The 17,391-nt window shown below is 49.6% G+C and carries 11 protein-coding genes; 8 read left to right on the forward strand and 3 right to left on the reverse strand.

The annotated features are described in order from the left end of the window. The first annotated feature begins 577 nt into the window (after positions 1 to 577). The 5 genes from ASU33_RS04380 (at position 578) to ASU33_RS04410 (ending at position 9,099) form a co-directional block, all read left to right on the forward strand. The gene (locus ASU33_RS04380; RefSeq protein WP_078062873.1) at positions 578 to 1,339 is read left to right on the forward strand and encodes an IS5 family transposase; all 762 of its coding nucleotides are present in this window, start codon (positions 578 to 580) and stop codon (positions 1,337 to 1,339) included. Positions 1,340 to 4,049: 2,710 nt separating this feature from the next. Next, on the forward strand, positions 4,050 to 5,222 hold the full coding sequence (locus tag ASU33_RS04395; RefSeq protein ID WP_059068604.1) for a 3'-5' exonuclease: 1,173 nt from the start codon (positions 4,050 to 4,052) through the stop codon (positions 5,220 to 5,222). A 12-nt stretch (positions 5,223 to 5,234) separates the two neighbouring features. Further along, positions 5,235 to 6,977, forward strand: a complete 1,743-nt coding sequence (locus ASU33_RS21180) for a hypothetical protein (protein WP_149867045.1) — start codon at positions 5,235 to 5,237, stop codon at positions 6,975 to 6,977. Positions 6,978 to 6,980: 3 nt separating this feature from the next. Then, positions 6,981 to 8,495, forward strand: coding sequence for a class I SAM-dependent methyltransferase (locus ASU33_RS21185; RefSeq protein ID WP_149867046.1), 1,515 nt, complete (start codon positions 6,981 to 6,983; stop codon positions 8,493 to 8,495). Beyond that, entirely contained in the window at positions 8,485 to 9,099 is a 615-nt protein-coding gene (locus ASU33_RS04410; protein ID WP_286130410.1) for an alpha-ketoglutarate-dependent dioxygenase AlkB, read from the forward strand. Before ASU33_RS21185 ends, ASU33_RS04410 begins: the two co-directional genes overlap by 11 nt. Before the next feature lie 832 nt (positions 9,100 to 9,931). Here the strand turns inward: ASU33_RS04410 and ASU33_RS21410 are convergent. Both ASU33_RS21410 and ASU33_RS21905 read right to left on the reverse strand, forming a co-directional pair. Then, the gene (locus ASU33_RS21410; protein ID WP_160328129.1) at positions 9,932 to 10,090 is read right to left on the reverse strand and encodes a hypothetical protein; all 159 of its coding nucleotides are present in this window, start codon (positions 10,088 to 10,090) and stop codon (positions 9,932 to 9,934) included. Positions 10,091 to 10,258: 168 nt separating this feature from the next. Then, the gene (locus ASU33_RS21905; protein ID WP_078062874.1) at positions 10,259 to 10,435 is read right to left on the reverse strand and encodes a Y-family DNA polymerase; all 177 of its coding nucleotides are present in this window, start codon (positions 10,433 to 10,435) and stop codon (positions 10,259 to 10,261) included. Positions 10,436 to 10,670: 235 nt separating this feature from the next. Between ASU33_RS21905 and ASU33_RS04420 the strand changes: the two genes are divergently transcribed. Genes ASU33_RS04420 through ASU33_RS04430 form a run of 3 tightly spaced genes read left to right on the forward strand, consistent with a single transcriptional unit; the run spans position 10,671 to position 15,156 of the window. Further along, on the forward strand, positions 10,671 to 11,063 hold the full coding sequence (locus ASU33_RS04420; RefSeq protein WP_059068612.1) for a (deoxy)nucleoside triphosphate pyrophosphohydrolase: 393 nt from the start codon (positions 10,671 to 10,673) through the stop codon (positions 11,061 to 11,063). An 11-nt stretch (positions 11,064 to 11,074) separates the two neighbouring features. Next, a complete protein-coding gene (locus ASU33_RS04425) occupies positions 11,075 to 13,972 on the forward strand; it encodes a DEAD/DEAH box helicase (protein ID WP_059068613.1) in 2,898 nt (965 codons plus the stop codon). An 11-nt stretch (positions 13,973 to 13,983) separates the two neighbouring features. Continuing rightward, positions 13,984 to 15,156, forward strand: coding sequence for a DUF8808 domain-containing protein (locus ASU33_RS04430; RefSeq protein ID WP_059068615.1), 1,173 nt, complete (start codon positions 13,984 to 13,986; stop codon positions 15,154 to 15,156). A gap of 325 nt (positions 15,157 to 15,481) precedes the next feature. Here ASU33_RS04430 and ASU33_RS04435 read toward each other — a convergent pair whose 3' ends face one another. Continuing rightward, entirely contained in the window at positions 15,482 to 17,389 is a 1,908-nt protein-coding gene (locus tag ASU33_RS04435; RefSeq protein WP_059068617.1) for a DUF2075 domain-containing protein, read from the reverse strand. Between the last annotated feature and the right edge of the window lie 2 nt (positions 17,390 to 17,391).

Consider the following 17,391-nt stretch of genomic DNA (forward strand, 5'->3'; position numbering starts at 1 on the left):
GGGTATGGGCACCGACAGGCAGGTGCCGGGTTACCGAACCCAGCTGGGCGCTCGTCTTGCCAAAGCAAAAAGGCGCGGGCGGCAAATAAGCCAGCTCGCTCCTGATTGATGGTTCGCAAAGGCCTAGCCAGCCAAAGCATTTGCCTTGAGGGCTCACAACTTAGTACCGATAATACTTACTTATCGGTACTAACCATAAGAACATAAATAGTGACTAGCTTTAAAGCACACATAAATAATTTCGAGTCCTGTCCTCGTTACTTATAACAGAGAAAAGCCTCAGTAAGACAATGACTTACTCTAGCTTTTTCCATTCTGGGGAACGTATGGAGGAACTAAACCCAGCACTTATGAAGGTTTGGCCTCTCTTGCCCTGGGACCATGCATTGGGGTGGCGTTAGTATACCATCATCCCTAATGCCAGCTCAATAAGAGACTTATTAAAATAACCTTTATTTCTCAGCCCATGAGTGCTGCAGATTGCTAGAGTCTTAGAGGCTGTTGGGGAATTGGTATTGAGGCAAAAGAAAACGAGCCAGTAAGTTGCGGCGGGAGTTCCTAGGCTCCCGGTCGCATTATGGTTGACGGCTATCAACCCCTCACTGACTCGCAGTGGCAAGGTATGTCCCGGCTGCTACCGTTGCAACGCAAACGGCGCCTGTGCTTGCGGCGCGTGGTGGACGCGCTACGCTACGTGTGTCGTTCAGGCTGTCAGTGGCGGTGCCTGCCGGCGGCCTTTCCGAAATGGACCGCTGTGTATTACTACTTCCGGCGCTGGCATCAGGACGGCACGCTGCAGCACTTGAACCGGGGCCTGAACGAATTGGACCGCCAAGCGCAGGGGCAGGCGGCCACGCCGGCGGTGCTGTGCCTGGACAGCCAAAGCGTCAAACTCGCCCCGCGTATTGCCGAGCACCGCGGCACCGACGGCGGCAAGTGCGCGGGCGGGCGCAAGCGGCAGCTGCTAGTGGACCGGCAAGGCCGGGTGTGGGCCTGCTGCGCGCACGCGGCCAACCAGCACGACAGCCGCGGCGCCGCGCCACTATTGCTGCAGCGGTGCCAGTGGGGGCCGCGCCTGACCACCGTCGTCACGGACCGCGCCTACCGCGGCCACTTTGCTGAAGGGCTCGTGGCCCGTGGCCTGCGCCACGAGGTGAGCAGCCGCCCGCCATCGACGCGCGGCTTTGTCCCGGTGGGCTGCCGCTGGGTAGTCGAACGTACCTTCGCGTGGCTCAACTTCTTCCGTCGGCTCGTCATGGACTATGAGTATACGCCCGAAAGCCACGCCGCGTGGATCTTGTGGGCCAACGTTACCCTGTGCCTCAATCGGCTACTGTAATTCTTCAAAAGAGGCCCTTAGCTTTACTGACGTAGTCACTTATCGTAAACTAGTATGGCGCTTTGGTGTGTGCATTCTAAGGGAATAAATCTGCGCCTGTGGCGTACGGGCTCCTACAAGTTTCGAGTCGTTGAGGCCAGCAACAGAGAACCCGGGGACCTACTGACGAACTATGATTATATCCTCTTCCCCCGGAAGTACGAAGGAGCCCTGCGGACTACCGGAGCGCAACTACAACTTACGCCTGTGACCGTGACGGATGAAGTACGAAAACTTGTGTGGCACCATTACCTCGAAGCAACCATCAAGCACGATATCACTTCGGAGGAAATCAGTCGTGGCTCTCAAGTAGGTCCTGCCATTTTCCGTTATGGAGACCAGGACCCCAGCGTGTTTGTGTCTGATGCACTGAGAGCCACCCTCCAGCAAGTGCAAGGACAATCCCTACTGTTCAGCGCCGGCTTGTCTTTGTTCGGTGGCTAGGAGATGCGTGCGGGCGTAGTACGGCGAAAAACAAATTCCCCAACAGGCTCTTAGAGCAAGAAGTGCTGCACTACGTATCTTCTTATTTACACAGTAGACTTATTATTGCTTAGAACCTGTTTGGGAATTTAGGAAAGCGAATCAAGCAGAGCGTGACGTTGTCCCAAAGCGTCCAAGCGGCCCAGCTCTCGAGCGTGTACTCGTAGTTCATGACGAGACGGCGGAAGTAGTCGAGCCAGATGAAGCCGCGCTCTACCACCCAGCGGCAGCCCGCCGAAACGAAGCCGTTGGCTGAAGGCGGCCGACTACCGATTTCGTGCCGCAGGCCTCGTTAAAGTGGTCCTTCAGTGAAATGGCCATGTTATGCGTGGAAGGTGGTAATGGTTGTCACGCGCGGGCCCCAGGGTTGACGTTCTAATAGTATGCTTGCTGCCCCACGACTGTGGTGCTGGTTAGCCGCGTGTGAGCGTCAGGCCCCAATACGCCCATTCTTATCGACAAGCAGCTACCTTTTTCGCCCATTGACACGCATGTCACCGTCGGTGCCGGGGTCTTCGGTAACACGTGGACCTAGCTTGACGCTTTGACTGTCCAAGCACAGCATGGCCGGGGTGGCTTCTTGAGCGTGAGCTTGCCTGTCGGCCTCTTTCAGTGCTGGGTTCAGGCGCTGCAGTGTTCAGTCTTGTTGCCAGCGACGAAAGTAGTAGTCTACTTCTGTCCATTTTGGGAAAGCGTTAGGGAAGCAGCACCTTTGTCAGTCGGTGCGACACACGTAGAGTAAGACGTCAACAATTGCATGTAAGCACTACTACTGGCGCTTACTGTGTACCCGTAACCTCGCGTGCATTGCTTGCCACTGCGAGTCTGTGAGCTGTTAACAGACGTTAACCTTACATATAGAACTTACTACCACATAAATCATTTTGCGCATACATCCTAACAGACACATCGCAGCTGTGAATCATTAAGTAGGCCTAGTACATGGGTGAATCATCTCGTGCGCACGTTACAGCCAGACGCCCAATGGTGTTGACAGAGAGGCGAGACTAAAAACGCAGCGACAGCGAATGGATAGCTTGGGAAGAGCCTCTATATACATCCTTTGTACGCACTCTTGTCTTACAACCGCACTATCAAGCGTGTGCCTTGTTTCATTGGAATGAACTTTTTAGTGAGCCAAGGAGGGCGTCGCCAGGACCTTCAACTAGTGAGTGGGAATGCCTTTTTCACTCACTATGCTTAGCGCAGATTCACTTCCTTTAGACCCAGAATATGCCTGGAAGGCAATTTCCGTGCTAAAGCTGGTGGCTAGTGGGCTGATGCATGGCGGCGAGGTAGCGTTCGGCTCCATCCACAACTTAGTAAGCGACAGCGGTAAGATTATAAAGCCCAGCTTGACGACTATCACCCCCCCCTCTAACATAGGCATACGCTACTATGATCTGATCCGTGATGAGAACGTCACTAAGCTTGTCTAGCAGACAGAATGGTGAAGCCTTATTTATAAAACTTACCAGCCCACATTATGGGGTGATCAAGTTATGCTGATATTTTACACCATGGAATGAGATTAAGATCAGGTGTTAAGCTCAAATTCTCAGCACTCCTTGATATCCGCCGGTTCCGGTAACAATAGATATCCCAATTGGCTCTCAATGGCTTATTTATGTTTACCCCCACTTTAATTCCTAAACGCACTCTTAACCTTTTGGCAATTATTAATCCAGTATGTTCTCACTAGGTAACACAGTATGTTATCAAAAGCGCATAGGGCGGCTATAATAGTACTTGCAGGAAACATTACGCAAGCTATTTGCAATGCTGATAAGGCTTTCTCAATATATCATGAGCTTAACCTTGATGGGGCAATGGCGCAAATCGTATAAAGCTTCATCTGTATTCAGGAAATATTGATTATTAGAATACTGCAAATGCCATACAAGGCTTTTTGCGATTTTGCTTTGAATTTCCAAGAATCTTAAGCGTATACTTTCTATGCCCACGAAGTGCTTAACTTCACAAGTTTTGCTGCTACCTCACCCTTACGCAAGCTGTGTTTATTACAAATAATACGCTTACTTTATTAAACATTTGGCATTGCTAGAGCTTTGCCTGAACTAATAACCTAATCAAAAGGACTGAGGGAATGAGGTTTATTAGATACATTGAAAACATAAGTTTCTCCTAGTCAGCTCTTTAACAGAACTCTTTACACATCACACGTTGCATGCGCTTTCAATTCGCCATTATATCCGAGCAAGATATCCTCAATTCCGCGGGTGGAATCGAGATGCTTGACGCTATCAGCTACGACGGTCCCCTCGACCAGTTGGTTACTGGCCGTCCAGGTTCAGGTAAAACAACTGTTTCGATAATGCGGGCTCGTCGCTTATTTGTAGAAAAAAAGCCTATCTTATTTTTAACCAAACACAAGCTCTTAGTCTATAGCTTACAGAATGCCTACCCAGGAGTTAATATCTATGGTCTTTATCGTTGGTTTAAAGATAAAACTGGTGATAATTTGTCGGCATATCAAAACGGTTCAAAACTGCGGGAGAAGATTACAGATGACAAATATATATATGACGAAGTCTTAGTTGATGAAGGGCAAGATTTACCAGCGTACATTTTCGAAGCCTTGCCTCACAAGGGCAGACGCTTTTTAGTGGGCGCCGATACAGCTCAACGCATTGTTGAGAACGGTGCGACAGCCGCAGTTATCGAAAGGACCCTCGAAGAACAAGGAAGAAGTATTAGGCCAGTTGAACTACAATTCAATTATCGAAACTTTGTTGAAGTTTATGATTTTGCACGCCAATTCGTTCCAGAAATGGATGTCGCTCAGTCCGAAGTCATATTACAGAACACCACTAAAGGTAGGGGCGGGGCTGAGCGGCTACCGCGCATCATTCAAGTGTCCGATAAATTTGCTCAGTTGAGCAATATTCTTGAAGATAATAATGCTGTAAATATTGCAATAGTCCTTCCTAAGCAATCCGATGTTATAATTTATTACAATGAACTAAGCCATCGTGGTTTCGAATGCTCAGCTTACTACAATGGTATGCCTTCCCATCAGGAGCAAGCAGTTATGCGCAATATGCAAAGTATATTGATAACTACTTATGTATCAGTTAAAGGGCTTGAATTTCCTGTTGTTATTATGCCTGAAATGGAGCGTGCTCGATCCGACTCAGACTGGCAGAAAGGAAGCCACTATTACGTTGGCTGCACGCGTGCTACAGAACGACTATATTTACTATACCAAGGTAATAATCTTCCCTCCTGTATTGCTGCCTTCCGGAAAGAATCCTATCGGCATCAACTTGTAGCTGAGACCAAGAATCAACCTCGTCTGCCGCAACCCCAACCGGCAACAACAGAGGACTTACCCTTCTAACGAACAGCCACAATGGCTAAATACACCAGACGTCCTGCACTCGCGCCACTCGAATCAGAGTTGTTCCACCTCCAGCAACACGAAGCAGCCTCGACTCCGTCTGCTGGTGACGAACGCGCATCGAAATATACCCGTTCAAATCAATACGAAAGAAAGACGACACCTAAAAATAAAATTAGGTATAATGTTTTTGATAAAAATAATACGTCTTTATATCTGCAAGTGCATATTGAAAATATTAGTAAATATCTCAATACAGGCCTGTTCTATCCTGTTAACTGGGAATTTGATTCCGTTTACAAAGAAAACAGAGAAAGTAGGCCTGACTTGCTCACTCGCTTTCCTTATGCTCTTCCCTTATCTCCTGGCATTGTTAACAATTTCAGAGATTATGAGGTCTTAATTGAGTTAGCCTTAGTCGAAAATGAGAAAAATTCACTTGAGCCCGTTGATGAAATTTTTTTATATCATGATGCCTTACCAGTATCTCGTATCCGTCAAATTATTTTCTCTAGAATAGAGGTAGCAAAAAAGTATATTGCTACTAGGGAGATTTATGATGATTTCTTCTTCCCTGATAGGTTAGTGTCTGTGCAATATGAGAACCTAGTGAAGGTTAGTTTATCTGGCAAGAGAGAGGAAAAAGGTGGAATATTTAATCACAATAATTATACTTTATTTATTGAAAAGTTTAATCAATATGATAGGATCTTAGGAATGTTAGCATTTATGAAAAACACTTCTCTTCTGCGAGCCAACCATACCGGATACTTAACGGATTGGGACGTTAGATTTACTTCTACCTTGGCTTTGATTAACGATGTTGGTCAAACCAGTTCGGTTGGTATTAACTCTATAACAAAACTGTTTTTATCTAAGGATCCTGAGATAGTTAATCCTGCTCATACTGCACGGCAATACTTGTTAACTGAAATAATCAAACATATTTATGCTGGTGGTACATTTAGTTACAGTTGGGCACGTAGTAAGATTGCTGCTATAAGTGAGTTAGTCACAGTTGCGGAGATATTTGAATTATTAGAGCAAGAAGGTGAAATGAATTACAGAAGGGCCATTGAGTTTATACGCTCATCAGCTCCTGTATCTCGTCCTGATTACAACTTGCCAATAATACTATTGATCTTGTTATGTAAGTTCAATAACAAGGCTCGAACTCACACAGATAAGCAAGCAGTTAGGATATATTTTAGTTCAGAGTTAAATGTTAGTGAAAATGAAATTGCTGCGTCAGCAGCTATTTTAGGGCTATACTATGGATATCAAAACTTAATTCGAGATGATAAAAATATTGATTTGAAAGATGTTGTTTTTGGAGCTGTTTCAATTCATATAAATAGGATAAAGCTTCAGCTAGAAAGGTTTTTGGATCGTTTCGTGGCAGAGAGCGTATTTCAATACACATTTAATGATAAAAAGACTTTGCCTAACGATTTCAAGTATTTGAGGACGAAGCACGACTATATTCCAAGATATCCTAATGTTCCTGTTGGTTATATCGATAATAAATATTCAGTACTAGCTGATCCAATAATCAGTGTATCTATTTCCCATTGGACGCCCTTTGTCAAATCATTGCCGCCGTCGGTACCCTTAGCTCATCCGGTGATACAAATGTTGTCAATAATGGGTTTATCCATACCTAAAGAACTTATAGCTTCCCTATTAGATGCAATACCAAAAGAAAAACAAGAGCACGCGTTAAAATTACTAAATGCTCCGGTTAACAAATTTTAAATCATGGATTTACTTGCATTGCAAGAACTCTTGTCATCTGCCTCTTCGCTGGTAGAACTAGATGAGTTGGTAGAAGAATACGAATCGAAAATCATTCTTGCTTTACTCAATGCAGAAGTAACAACTCCAGAAGGGCTAAAATTGTTGGAAGCTACATATGGTGCATTCACAACTTCAGGTGCAGGTAGGTATTGGCTAAGGAACAACACGGTATCCAATGGTGTAGGTTTGCTGTTGCAAATGTTCGCCTTAGCCTATGAAAAAAGCAACGCTTATGCGAAAATTCGCACTATCGCGGCGCACCTTCCCCCTTCGTCCGTTCAAATCAGACTTAAAGCCTTATCAAAGATTTATACAGAAATTGGATTTGATAAAAAAGATTACCTCAATTACTTCGGAATTATCCTTGACTTGCTTTCATCAGCTCAATATGATGAGAATGAACCAGACGCTGACTATACTGGGTATGTTTTGCGGATACTGCATATTTATAAAAGTAGAGGTGAAGAATCTTTGTCTACTATATCTAGCTACTTGTTAGAGTTTCAACAACTGTTTACGCACGAAACAAATATTGAAAAGTGGCCCTTACTTAAAAGGTATTCACCTCCAAGCGGCGGTATATTAGATATTACTCATGGATTTGATAGTGCACAAGCTGAGCCACAGCCATTGTCACCCAGTGTTGTGTTCGAGTCACTATTCGATTCAAAAGTGTCTCAATTGCTACGTAAAGATTCAAGAACACCTGGAGGAAATCTAAGTAGTCCCTTGGGTCTTACCTCTAGCTATGCAAGACAGTATCTTCTTGAATTTGGGACAGCCGACTTTCGAAAATCATTCAGTGAATATTCTCCTGCCGATCGTGTGTTGATTTATTGTCATTTCAACATGCGTAAGCACTATTTTACAACTTACTATATATATTCAGTTTTTGTGAGTAAACTAGCTCCGTTAATATATGAAAATAACAAATTAGTATTTCTAGATTTAGGATGTGGCCCTTTAACTTCTGGTTTGGCAATTGCTGATCTATTTGTGAATAGGTTTGGTAAACCTATTCCAATGCAGTATATTGGAGTCGATATTGCGCCTGCAATGCTTGATAAAGCGAGGGATTTCGCTACCGATAGCACATTGTTCTCAGCAAGTGAATTTTTTTTCCTTGTTGATTTCCAAGAGGTGCTGTCACTAATAACCGAGAGAATAGTGCGGAGCAACGAGGCAATCCTCATCAATGCTTCCTATCTCTTCGCCAGTTCATCCTTAATTGTAGATGATCTAGCAGCGTTCGTTATTCAATTGCATACTAGATGCCCGACCTCCCCGATTTACTTCGTTTATCAAAACCCTGTTCACGAAGATAAGAATGCGAAGTACCAGGAGTGGAAAACGCACTTGCCAGGTCTCAAAGTTGTTCATCATGCAAAGGAGCCCGTACAATACAGAACCAGAAGGTTTGGCGGCACTTCTGAACCTGAAACGGTACGATATGAACTTCTCACCTATGGAAGCTAGTTTGATGTCCCCTTCGCTCGTCCACGAATCGGACGAGCCACTGAGCACCGAACTGCCTCAAGGGGCACGGTATATGGCGGACTATTTGACTGTAAAGGAAGAACTTAAACTCCTTTCGTTGATTGACGCAGCTCCATGGCTCAATGACCTGAAACGGCGTGTTCAGCACTATGGCTACCGCTACGATTACCGTAGCCGCAACATCGACTATTCCATGTTCTTGGGCCCCTTGCCAGCATGGGCAGCCTATTTTGCTGTTGAGCTCTGCAAAGATGGACTAATGCCCACAATTGCTGATCAAGTAATTGTTAACGAATACTTGCCTGGCCAAGGCATTGCGCCGCACATCGACTGTACTCCGTGCTTCGAGGACGCTATTGTGTCAATCAGCTTAGGTTCCAGCTGCATTATGAACCTCATTAACGCTGCTGGCACTGAGCAAATTGACGTACCGTTAGCACCCAGGAGCGTCATTTCATTGACGGAAGATTCCAGATACAAGTGGAAGCATGGAATCAAATCAGTGAAGAGTGACCTGATTGATAATGTCCGAGTGGAACGTGGCAGACGAGTTTCTCTTACTTTCCGCAAGGTCAAACTTTAGGTTAAACCATTCCCTGAAAGGCTTCAAACCCAAAGCCCCGCGCAGCATTAGTGAAAAGCATTCAGCTACTCGGGCTTACTACCTAACCTGACATAATTTCTTCCAACGAGTTGAAAGTGCCGGACTGCTTCACGCTCCTTTCGTCGTCATAGCACCGGCAGCTTGCTTGCGTCGCGGCTGTATGGCGGCAAAACTCACAGTACCTAACTGTGCAGTTTATTAAGCGCATCGATTTCGGCCAGAAAGCTCGACCCGCCGTACAGCAAGCGCTGCGTTGGTAAAAATGCTCAGCTGTTGTCCCTATAGCTCCTAGACGCCTAATAGAACGCCCGCTTTCATTTACTCGGTGCCCAGCTGACACAGCCGATACAGTGCGGCCCGACCATAACGTAATAGCTCGCTGGTAGCGGGTGGTAGAGTGAGTACCGTCGAGTGCGTGTGGGGGGGTGGATACGAACTGATTCGGTTCTGGCTGAACACCTTGAGCAAGTGTGCGGCCGAGTGCCGCCGCAGATTCTCAGCTGCACGTTGAGAAAACGCGCCCACAGCTCAAAGCACGTCCTAGTACTCTGTTAGTGGCTGCTCAAAGGTGCGAGTGCAAGCAATATTCTGCCGGATCAATGAGCCATCTTCGCTTGCCGCTAGTTCGTAGCACGCATACACCTTCAGCTCGCACACGAGACGTACGCCCACCACGCCTCCCATACACTGGCCAACTGTGCGGCCGTACGTATCTGGTGTGTGGAGCTTCTGGGCATAGCGGTAGCCAATGCTCCACACGTCCCTTTATGGCGACCTGCTCCAGGGCCCAGCGTCTCGCTACCTTGTCTGGTCAGTAAAGCATGCCGCTTAACACTGACTGCTTCTTCGCTACGCGGTTGATCAGCTTGGCTAGGGCCTTAAACGGAACCACGCCTACGTGGGATGGAATGTGCGTGGGCTGCCGCACCAGCTGTGCGTAAACACCCAAATCGCCGTGCCACTGCACCATACCTTCTCACCCAAGTAATGCCTCGTCAATGGAGCAGAATTCCAGCTCAGGCGCCAGTTGGGCGAGTTGCCCCATCACGCGGCGTGCCAAATCGCCACAGAGGCTATAGTTCGAGGAAAGTACTCATATCAGGTGGCGGCGCAGCAGGTCTTTAACATGGAAGTATGGTTACCCCATCTTCAGCATTAAGGCTTTTGCTTCGGCCGAGCGAGAAATGATGCACCCTTCGTTGTTGCTGAGTACCACGACGGGTAAATCTTCCAAAGCCGGGTTAATAGCCTGATCGCAAGAAACGCAGAAGTTATTGCAGTCTACGAGCGCGAACATGCTCGTGAAGCTTTCCATTCAAGGGCGCGAAGGCCGTCAAGTGGCAGGGGGGCCGTGGTATCAGGCCACAGCAGGCTCCAATGGATAAGGGTCATAAACCCCCAAGCTATGGCAATCCATGGCTGGTAGGTATTCCCCTTTCTATTTAGCTGTCCGGCAGCAAAAAAATAGCGATACCCTAGAGATGCTGCGCCAGGAATGCCACCTTTACTGTTCAATGCCGTCCCCAAAGGACTTACTTGTCTTAGCTTACATGAAACACCACGAGGTGGTCGCTGCCGTCATTCAGAACGGCGATCAAATTCTTTGCCTGCAGCGCGGGCCCAGCAAGTACCATTACATCGCCCACAAGTGGGAGTTTCCAGGGGGTAAAGTTGAGCCCGGCGAAACCCAAGAGCAGGCAATCATCCGGGAAATTCACGAAGAATTGGGTTTGCAGGTTGACGTACGCGCTGCTTTTTTAACCGTCGAGCACGAATACCCCGACTTTAAAATTACCATGCACAGCTTGTTATGTACCCCCGCCGGCGGAGAGCTCGTGCTTACCGAACACGTGGGCTATCAATGGCTACCCGCCTCAGGCTTGCTTAGCTTGGACTGGGCTGCCGCTGACCTGCCCATAGTTGATAAGCTGATGGCCCAGTAAGCGGGATTGGAATGACAGCTGTTCTTTCCGGGGAATTATTGGCCGGTCTGCAACGGGGCTTTATGGATGCGGGGCTGCCAGCCTCCGAAGCGTTCCTGCCCCAGCTTTTGATAAACCACCAGGCCCACGGCAAGACGGTGCTCGCGGCTTTGCACAAGCACTTAGCTGAGTGCGAGGAGTTCTGGTTTTCGGTGGCCTTTGCTACTAAAGGCGGAGTGGCAACCCTACTGCACCTGCTGCAAGAACTCGAGCGCCGCCGAATCAAGGGCCGGGTGTTGGTCTCGCAGTACCAGAATTTCACCCAGCCGGAGGCGCTGCGCGCGCTGTTGCAGTTTAGCAACCTCGAGCTGCGCATCGCCACCCAGGGCAACTTCCACGCGAAAGGGTACTTGTTTAAAAAGCGCGGCACTTATGATGTCTGTATTGGCAGCAGCAACCTCACCGATAGCGCCCTTAGGTCTAATAAAGAATGGAACCTGCAAGTCTCGGCTACGCCCGCCAGTGAGCTCTTGCAAACGGTACTGGCTACATTCGAGGACGAATTTACCCAAGCGGTTCCCGTCACCGAGGACTTCTTAACGGCTTACGAGCAGATCTATCACGCGCAGTTCAAACTCGCCGCTCGTTTAAGGGCTCAGGTGAGTTTAGAAACTACGGCTGCGGTGAAACCTAACGCTATGCAGCGCGAGGCGCTGCACAACCTCGCGGCGCTACGAGTGAAGGGAGAACAGCGAGCCTTGTTGATCTCCGCGACGGCGACTGGCAAAACGTACCTGTCGGCTTTTGATGCGCAAGCGTGCGGGGCTAAACGCGTGTTGTTTGTGGTACACCGCAATAACATCGCCCAAACGGCCAGACGCACGTTTCAGCAAGTGTTTGGGCATAGCCGGAGCACGGGTATGTACTCGGGTAATCGGCGCGAGGCAGAAGCGGACTTTGTGTTTAGCACAGTCCAAACAGTAGCGCAGGAAAACCACTTGCGTCAGTTTGCCCCGAACCACTTCGACTATATCGTCATCGACGAAACGCACCGCTCAGGAGCGGAGTCCTACCGACGCTTGCTCGACTATTTTCGCCCTAAGTTTTTGCTCGGGATGACAGCCACTCCTGAGCGTACGGATGGCTACGACGTATTTCAGCATTTCGACCACAACATAGCCTACGAGATTCGCTTGCAGCGGGCTTTGGCGGAGGACATGCTCGCTCCCTTCCACTACTTTGGCGTTACGGACGTGACAGTGGATGGGGAAGTGGTAAACGAGGCCGCTGCTTTCAATCAACTCGTGGCGGTGGAGCGCGTGGAGCACATCTTAACAAAGGCTCGATTCTACGGCTGCGACGATGGCCAAGTGCGAGGGCTGGTGTTTTGCCGGAACGTGGAAGAAAGCCGCGCTATCTCGGCCGCTTTCAACGCCCGGGGCTTGCGCAGCGTAGCGCTAGACGGTAGCAGCAGCGAAACCCTACGTGCAGAGGCGATCTCACGCCTTGAAAGCGACGTCTTGGCGGAGCGCATTGACTACATTTTCACGGTCGACATCTTCAACGAAGGCATCGACATACCGCGGGTTAACCAGGTGATCATGCTGCGGCCCACCCAGTCCGCCATTGTCTTCGTGCAGCAGTTGGGCAGGGGGTTGCGCAAGGCTGAAGGCAAAGAACACCTCACAGTTATTGATTTCATCGGCAACTACCAAAACAACTACTTGGTGCCAATCGCCCTATTTGGGGACACCACTTACAACAAGGACACGTTGCGCAAGCTCATGGTGGGTGGTAGCAGCATGCTGCCGGGTGCCTCTACTATCAATTTCGACCAAATCGCTCAACAACGCATTTTCGCAGCTATTGATCGGGCAACCTTGGATGGTAAGAAAGAGCTGGTGCAGGACTACAAGCTGCTCAGGTTTAAGCTAGGCCGCATTCCCACCATGGTGGACTTTCTCGAGCACGGTGCCCGAGATCCTTTCATGTATGTCACGAGAGCGGGCTCGTACTTTAACTTTGTGGCGGGACTCGAGCCGAGTATGCAGGGGCAGTTAAGCCCCACGGAATGCCGTCTGCTTGAGCTGATTTCCACATTTATTGCGAATGCCAAGCGCATCGAAGAAGTGCTCCTGCTTGAGTTACTACTGCCGGGCAACCCGGTAAAGCTAGAGGACCTCAACTTAGCCTTATCCCTGCAGTTTAATCGGCAAGCCAGCGTAGCCACGCTAACTTCTTGCCTGCGCAACCTCAATTTCGCCTTTATCCGGCAAACCACGCCCGTTGTGGAAGAAGCGGATGGGGTTATTTCGCTGGTCCCCTCGTTTGCCGCCATGGTTTCCAAAGCCATTTTCGGGGAGTACTTGCGCGATGTGCTCGCTTTTGCGCGCGCCCGCTACTCGGGCTACGCCGCGCAAAGCCCTTATGTTGACGGCTTTTTTCTCTACCAGAAATATTCGCGTCAGGACGTATGCCGCATCCTAAACTGGGACCAGGACGAAAGCTCCACCGTGTATGGGTACAAAGTAAAACACGGCTCCTGTCCCATTTTCGTGAACTACCACAAGGAGGAGGACATCACGGACAGTACCAAATACGAGGAGGGCTTCGCGGATCACCGGGAGTTTCACTGGATGTCCAAGTCCAACCGCAAACTGACCAGTCCGGAGATTGTCGCGATGCAAAACCACGCTGCGACGAACTTGCGCCTGCCTTTATTCATCAAGAAGAGCAACGGCGAGGGCGCCGATTTCTACTACATGGGCGAGGTGAGCCCTGTCTCCTTTGAGCAAAGTTCATTGGCCAAAGGCAACGGTGAGACCGTTCCAGTAGTCAAAGTTGTGTTTTACTTGGCACAGCCAGTGGCCGACGCGATGTTCACGTATCTGACCTCATCCGAGCATAGCTTAGGCCTAGCGAATGCTTAATTCGGCAACGTATGGTGTTTGATACTACCGACGGGGAGCGCGCCATCGCCACCATACTGAAGCACGACAACAAAACCACGAGTTATAAGATTGCCTTACTGCGGGCCATCAACGACTTGGTGTTGGCTTACCCAGATTTAAGCGCGGTACCCCACGGCGTAGCGATACCCTTACGGCGTATTGCCGAGCTGTGGATAGCGTATTATTGGCCCTTTACCGATGAAATTCAGCCCATCTACCAAGGTGCGCGTTCAGAACGGCAGGGCGTTATTCGCAACGACCTAAGCTTTAGGCCAGCCCTGAACCGGTTGCGGGCCGAGTGGCAGAAAGTCATTAAGCTCAGCGTGCTCCCTTCCGATGGGTTTTTCCTGGTCTCGGATATGCGCACCCCGCGCCGGCGTGCGACTTATGATCCTACCCTGCAAAAAGCCTACGACGCGGCAGTTACTAGCATCGCCACTGCGGTACAGATGCCTATTCGGTATGCTGGTCCCGAGCAATGGAGCGTCTTTGCCAAACCTGCTCGCCTCTTTAGCCTGCCTGCTTCTGTCACCCCTTTGCCCGGCACGGCCTCCCAGGAGGTTTGCGTGGTGGTGGCGGCGAATCTGTGGGCAGGGTTTCACCGCTTGTCTCTCTACATTGAAGCCTTGAGCATTCACGAGTGGTGTCTGTTCACCGAAGGCGTAGCGCAAAGGGATGAATACTCGCCTTCCCGCGGCGATATCTATAGCTTGCTGACGGCTCGCCCAGATAACCGACGTCCCTTAAGCTGGGAGCGTAATGAAGTCGACATTCTCTTGCATGAACAGGTGCCGTTTACCTGTCCCTGGACGCGCAAGCCGATTCGCACCTCCCGGGATTACGATTTAGATCATCTGCTGCCCTTAGCTGTGTACCCGGTAAATGAGCTGTGGAATCTGTTGCCAGTAGATAAGGAGTTCAATCAGCATCTCAAACGCGACCGCGTGCCGTCCAGCCAACGCCTCCAGGAAGCTGTTCCCTGGCTTGCATCCGCCTACCACAACTATCAACAATCCGCCAAGTTAGGTCGCGCGGTACAAGAAGATGCGGCCTTGCGGTTTACCGCAGTCGGAGCAAATTCAAGCTTTGCCGTAGATCTAGCGTACCGTGCTGTAAATTTTATCGATCGGGTGGCAGTAGCACGGTACGTGCAGCGTTTTTAACTAGTTCATAAAGTATATCCAGCGCAAGCAGCTCAAATACAAGATTTGAAACTGCGGCGAAGGGCAGTTGCTGCAATCTGAATGCTTTGGCTGAACCACCTCATGATGCTAGTTTCATCCAGAACATATCCGTCATAGCTAACGGTAGGCAAGTTTTATGCAAAAGCGATTTGGGTGGCACTGCTAGATGAGTAAAACAAAGACTACCAATTACTATTATTAGAAAAGCTCTACATAGGAATCAAGCATAGTTAAGGCTAAGCTACTCGTACATTTTCCGACTCTTTTAGCTTTGCGAAGTATCTGGTTGGAGTTCATGCTAGCATTATACCGCTACCATCAGATTCTGTGCTTTTTCCTGAGCCGAGACCAGGGCGAGTTGGCTTCTGAAATACTCCTCGGTCTCCTGGTCAGTGAAGTACACGTAGCATCCCAGCATACCGCGCGTCATAAGCGTGCGATAGGTATTCTTGATGATGCTGTCAAGTTGAACAGCCGTTTCCTCAGGGCGCAGTTGGCTTAGTTGTTTATAGCCTTTCACGGTCATATCGGATTTCGCGCGCTTACTGGCATCGGTAACCACTTGCCCGTTTCGCACCACCAAGTCGGGACCGACGATTACCCCTACATAGTCCACTTCCAGGCCTTGGCAGGTATGGATGCAGCCGATTTCCCGTACCGAATCCGGGTTCATGATCCACAGGCCGCCGTCTTGCGTCAAGTTCCAGCGGATGGCGAAGTCATGCTCGGGCAGCACCACGTCGTACACACCCTCCAACACTTTTTTCTTGTTGGGCCAGGTCCAGCAATAGCCCGCCACGAGGCGGGCCTTGTTGCGTTCCCGGTTTTTGGCTTCGATGATATCCCGCAGCTCATGCGGACTGCTGACCACTTGAAACTCAAACCCCAAAGTCTCCGGCTGGTACGCTTCCGTATTCGGAATCTGCAGTACCTGGTCCAACCAATTCAGATAAGCCACCGAGCCGTTGCAGCGAAATTGGGAGGCCAGCTGTAGCTCGTGCACTTCCGCACCTTCCGCTTTTGCCCACGCTTTGATTTCTTCCCGGCTGCCAATATCCTTTAAGTGGACGCGCTGTTTTTCGTCAATGAAGAAGACGGTAACCCTTGCAGCGTGGATGAGTTCCTTGATTTGGTTTTCCCCAAGGTTGCCGTACAAGCCCGACTTCTCGTTTAGCCGGTGGCTTTCGTCGACAATCAAGGACTCGAAAGTGTTCGCTTCCGTATTGGTAAAGGCCCCTGAACCCACAAACAAGTTGGAGATCCGACCTTTGGTTAGCGAGCCGCTGAGCTTGTTGGAATAAACGTCTCGGGGGGCGGCATTTTTGGTGACGTATTGGACCGGTTTCTGCTGGTTGGTTATCGCCACCAGCAGGTTGATCGCTACTACCGATTTTCCGGTGCCAGGCCCCCCTTCAACAATCAGGACCTTCTTGCCCCCATTGGGGTTTGAGTTAATAAGTTGCAGGGCTGTTTCGTGAACCACCTTCTGGTCGTCCACCAACACAAATTCGCGGTTGCCGCCCAGCATGGCGACGAGGCTATCCGCCAAGCTCTTGCTGGGCCGCAGCTTTCCCGCGTCAATGCGTTCCATTATGCCCGTCGCATCCCCGCGCTGGATGCGCTCCTTGATATAGGCTCGGAACTTCAGCGCATCACCTTGGAAGAAAATGGGCGCTAATGCCACGTGGTGGGCGTACGCCTCGCCGGCAAGCACCTCATCTTGGGCATAGTTATGTAAGTAGGCGCAGGGGTGCAGTTCAATATTTTCTTCTTGAACCGTCAAATTGAAATCCTGCAAAAGGGCGGCGTAAGACCAAGCTTGGTACGAAGGGTGGGTAACCTCGCGCTGGCTACCGTTTAAAAAAGTGCGCACCACGGCGTCTTTGCCCGTTGCCGATGCCTGTTGCCATTGCTTCAACTCCACAATGATGACTTGGTCCACGCCAGCCGAGTTTTGGCCGGTCAATACAAAGTCGATCAACTTACCGGAATGCGGCAATTTGTACTCGATGCATACCCCGCAGTCGTTCGGGATTTCAGCGTCCTGCAAGAGCAAGGCCATGGCCTGTAGCGAGTGCTTCCACGCCGCCACCTGAGATTTTCCAGCACCATGTTTTAGCTTCTCCTGAACTAGCCCCAGGACAATTTCATCGATGGCGTTGGTAAGAATATCCTCGAGGAATTGGGATTTGCTTTTGTGATAAACAATCATAG

This window comes from Solirubrum puertoriconensis (assembly GCF_001483135.1).
Lineage (GTDB): Bacteria > Bacteroidota > Bacteroidia > Cytophagales > Hymenobacteraceae > Solirubrum > Solirubrum puertoriconensis.

Bases quoted from the DNA above. Each gene is read 5' to 3' on its own strand.
- ASU33_RS04380 (WP_078062873.1), top strand. From the start codon at position 578: ATGGTTGACGGCTATCAACCCCTCACTGACTCGCAGTGGCAAGGTATG.
- ASU33_RS21410 (WP_160328129.1), bottom strand. From the start codon at position 10,090: ATGGTGCAGTGGCACGGCGATTTGGGTGTTTACGCACAGCTGGTGCGG.
- ASU33_RS04425 (WP_059068613.1), top strand. From the start codon at position 11,075: ATGACAGCTGTTCTTTCCGGGGAATTATTGGCCGGTCTGCAACGGGGC.
- ASU33_RS04430 (WP_059068615.1), top strand. From the start codon at position 13,984: ATGGTGTTTGATACTACCGACGGGGAGCGCGCCATCGCCACCATACTG.
- ASU33_RS21185 (WP_149867046.1), top strand. From the start codon at position 6,981: ATGGATTTACTTGCATTGCAAGAACTCTTGTCATCTGCCTCTTCGCTG.
- ASU33_RS04435 (WP_059068617.1), bottom strand. From the start codon at position 17,389: ATGATTGTTTATCACAAAAGCAAATCCCAATTCCTCGAGGATATTCTT.
- ASU33_RS21180 (WP_149867045.1), top strand. From the start codon at position 5,235: ATGGCTAAATACACCAGACGTCCTGCACTCGCGCCACTCGAATCAGAG.
- ASU33_RS04420 (WP_059068612.1), top strand. From the start codon at position 10,671: ATGAAACACCACGAGGTGGTCGCTGCCGTCATTCAGAACGGCGATCAA.
- ASU33_RS04410 (WP_286130410.1), top strand. From the start codon at position 8,485: ATGGAAGCTAGTTTGATGTCCCCTTCGCTCGTCCACGAATCGGACGAG.
- ASU33_RS21905 (WP_078062874.1), bottom strand. From the start codon at position 10,435: ATGGAAAGCTTCACGAGCATGTTCGCGCTCGTAGACTGCAATAACTTC.
- ASU33_RS04395 (WP_059068604.1), top strand. From the start codon at position 4,050: ATGCGCTTTCAATTCGCCATTATATCCGAGCAAGATATCCTCAATTCC.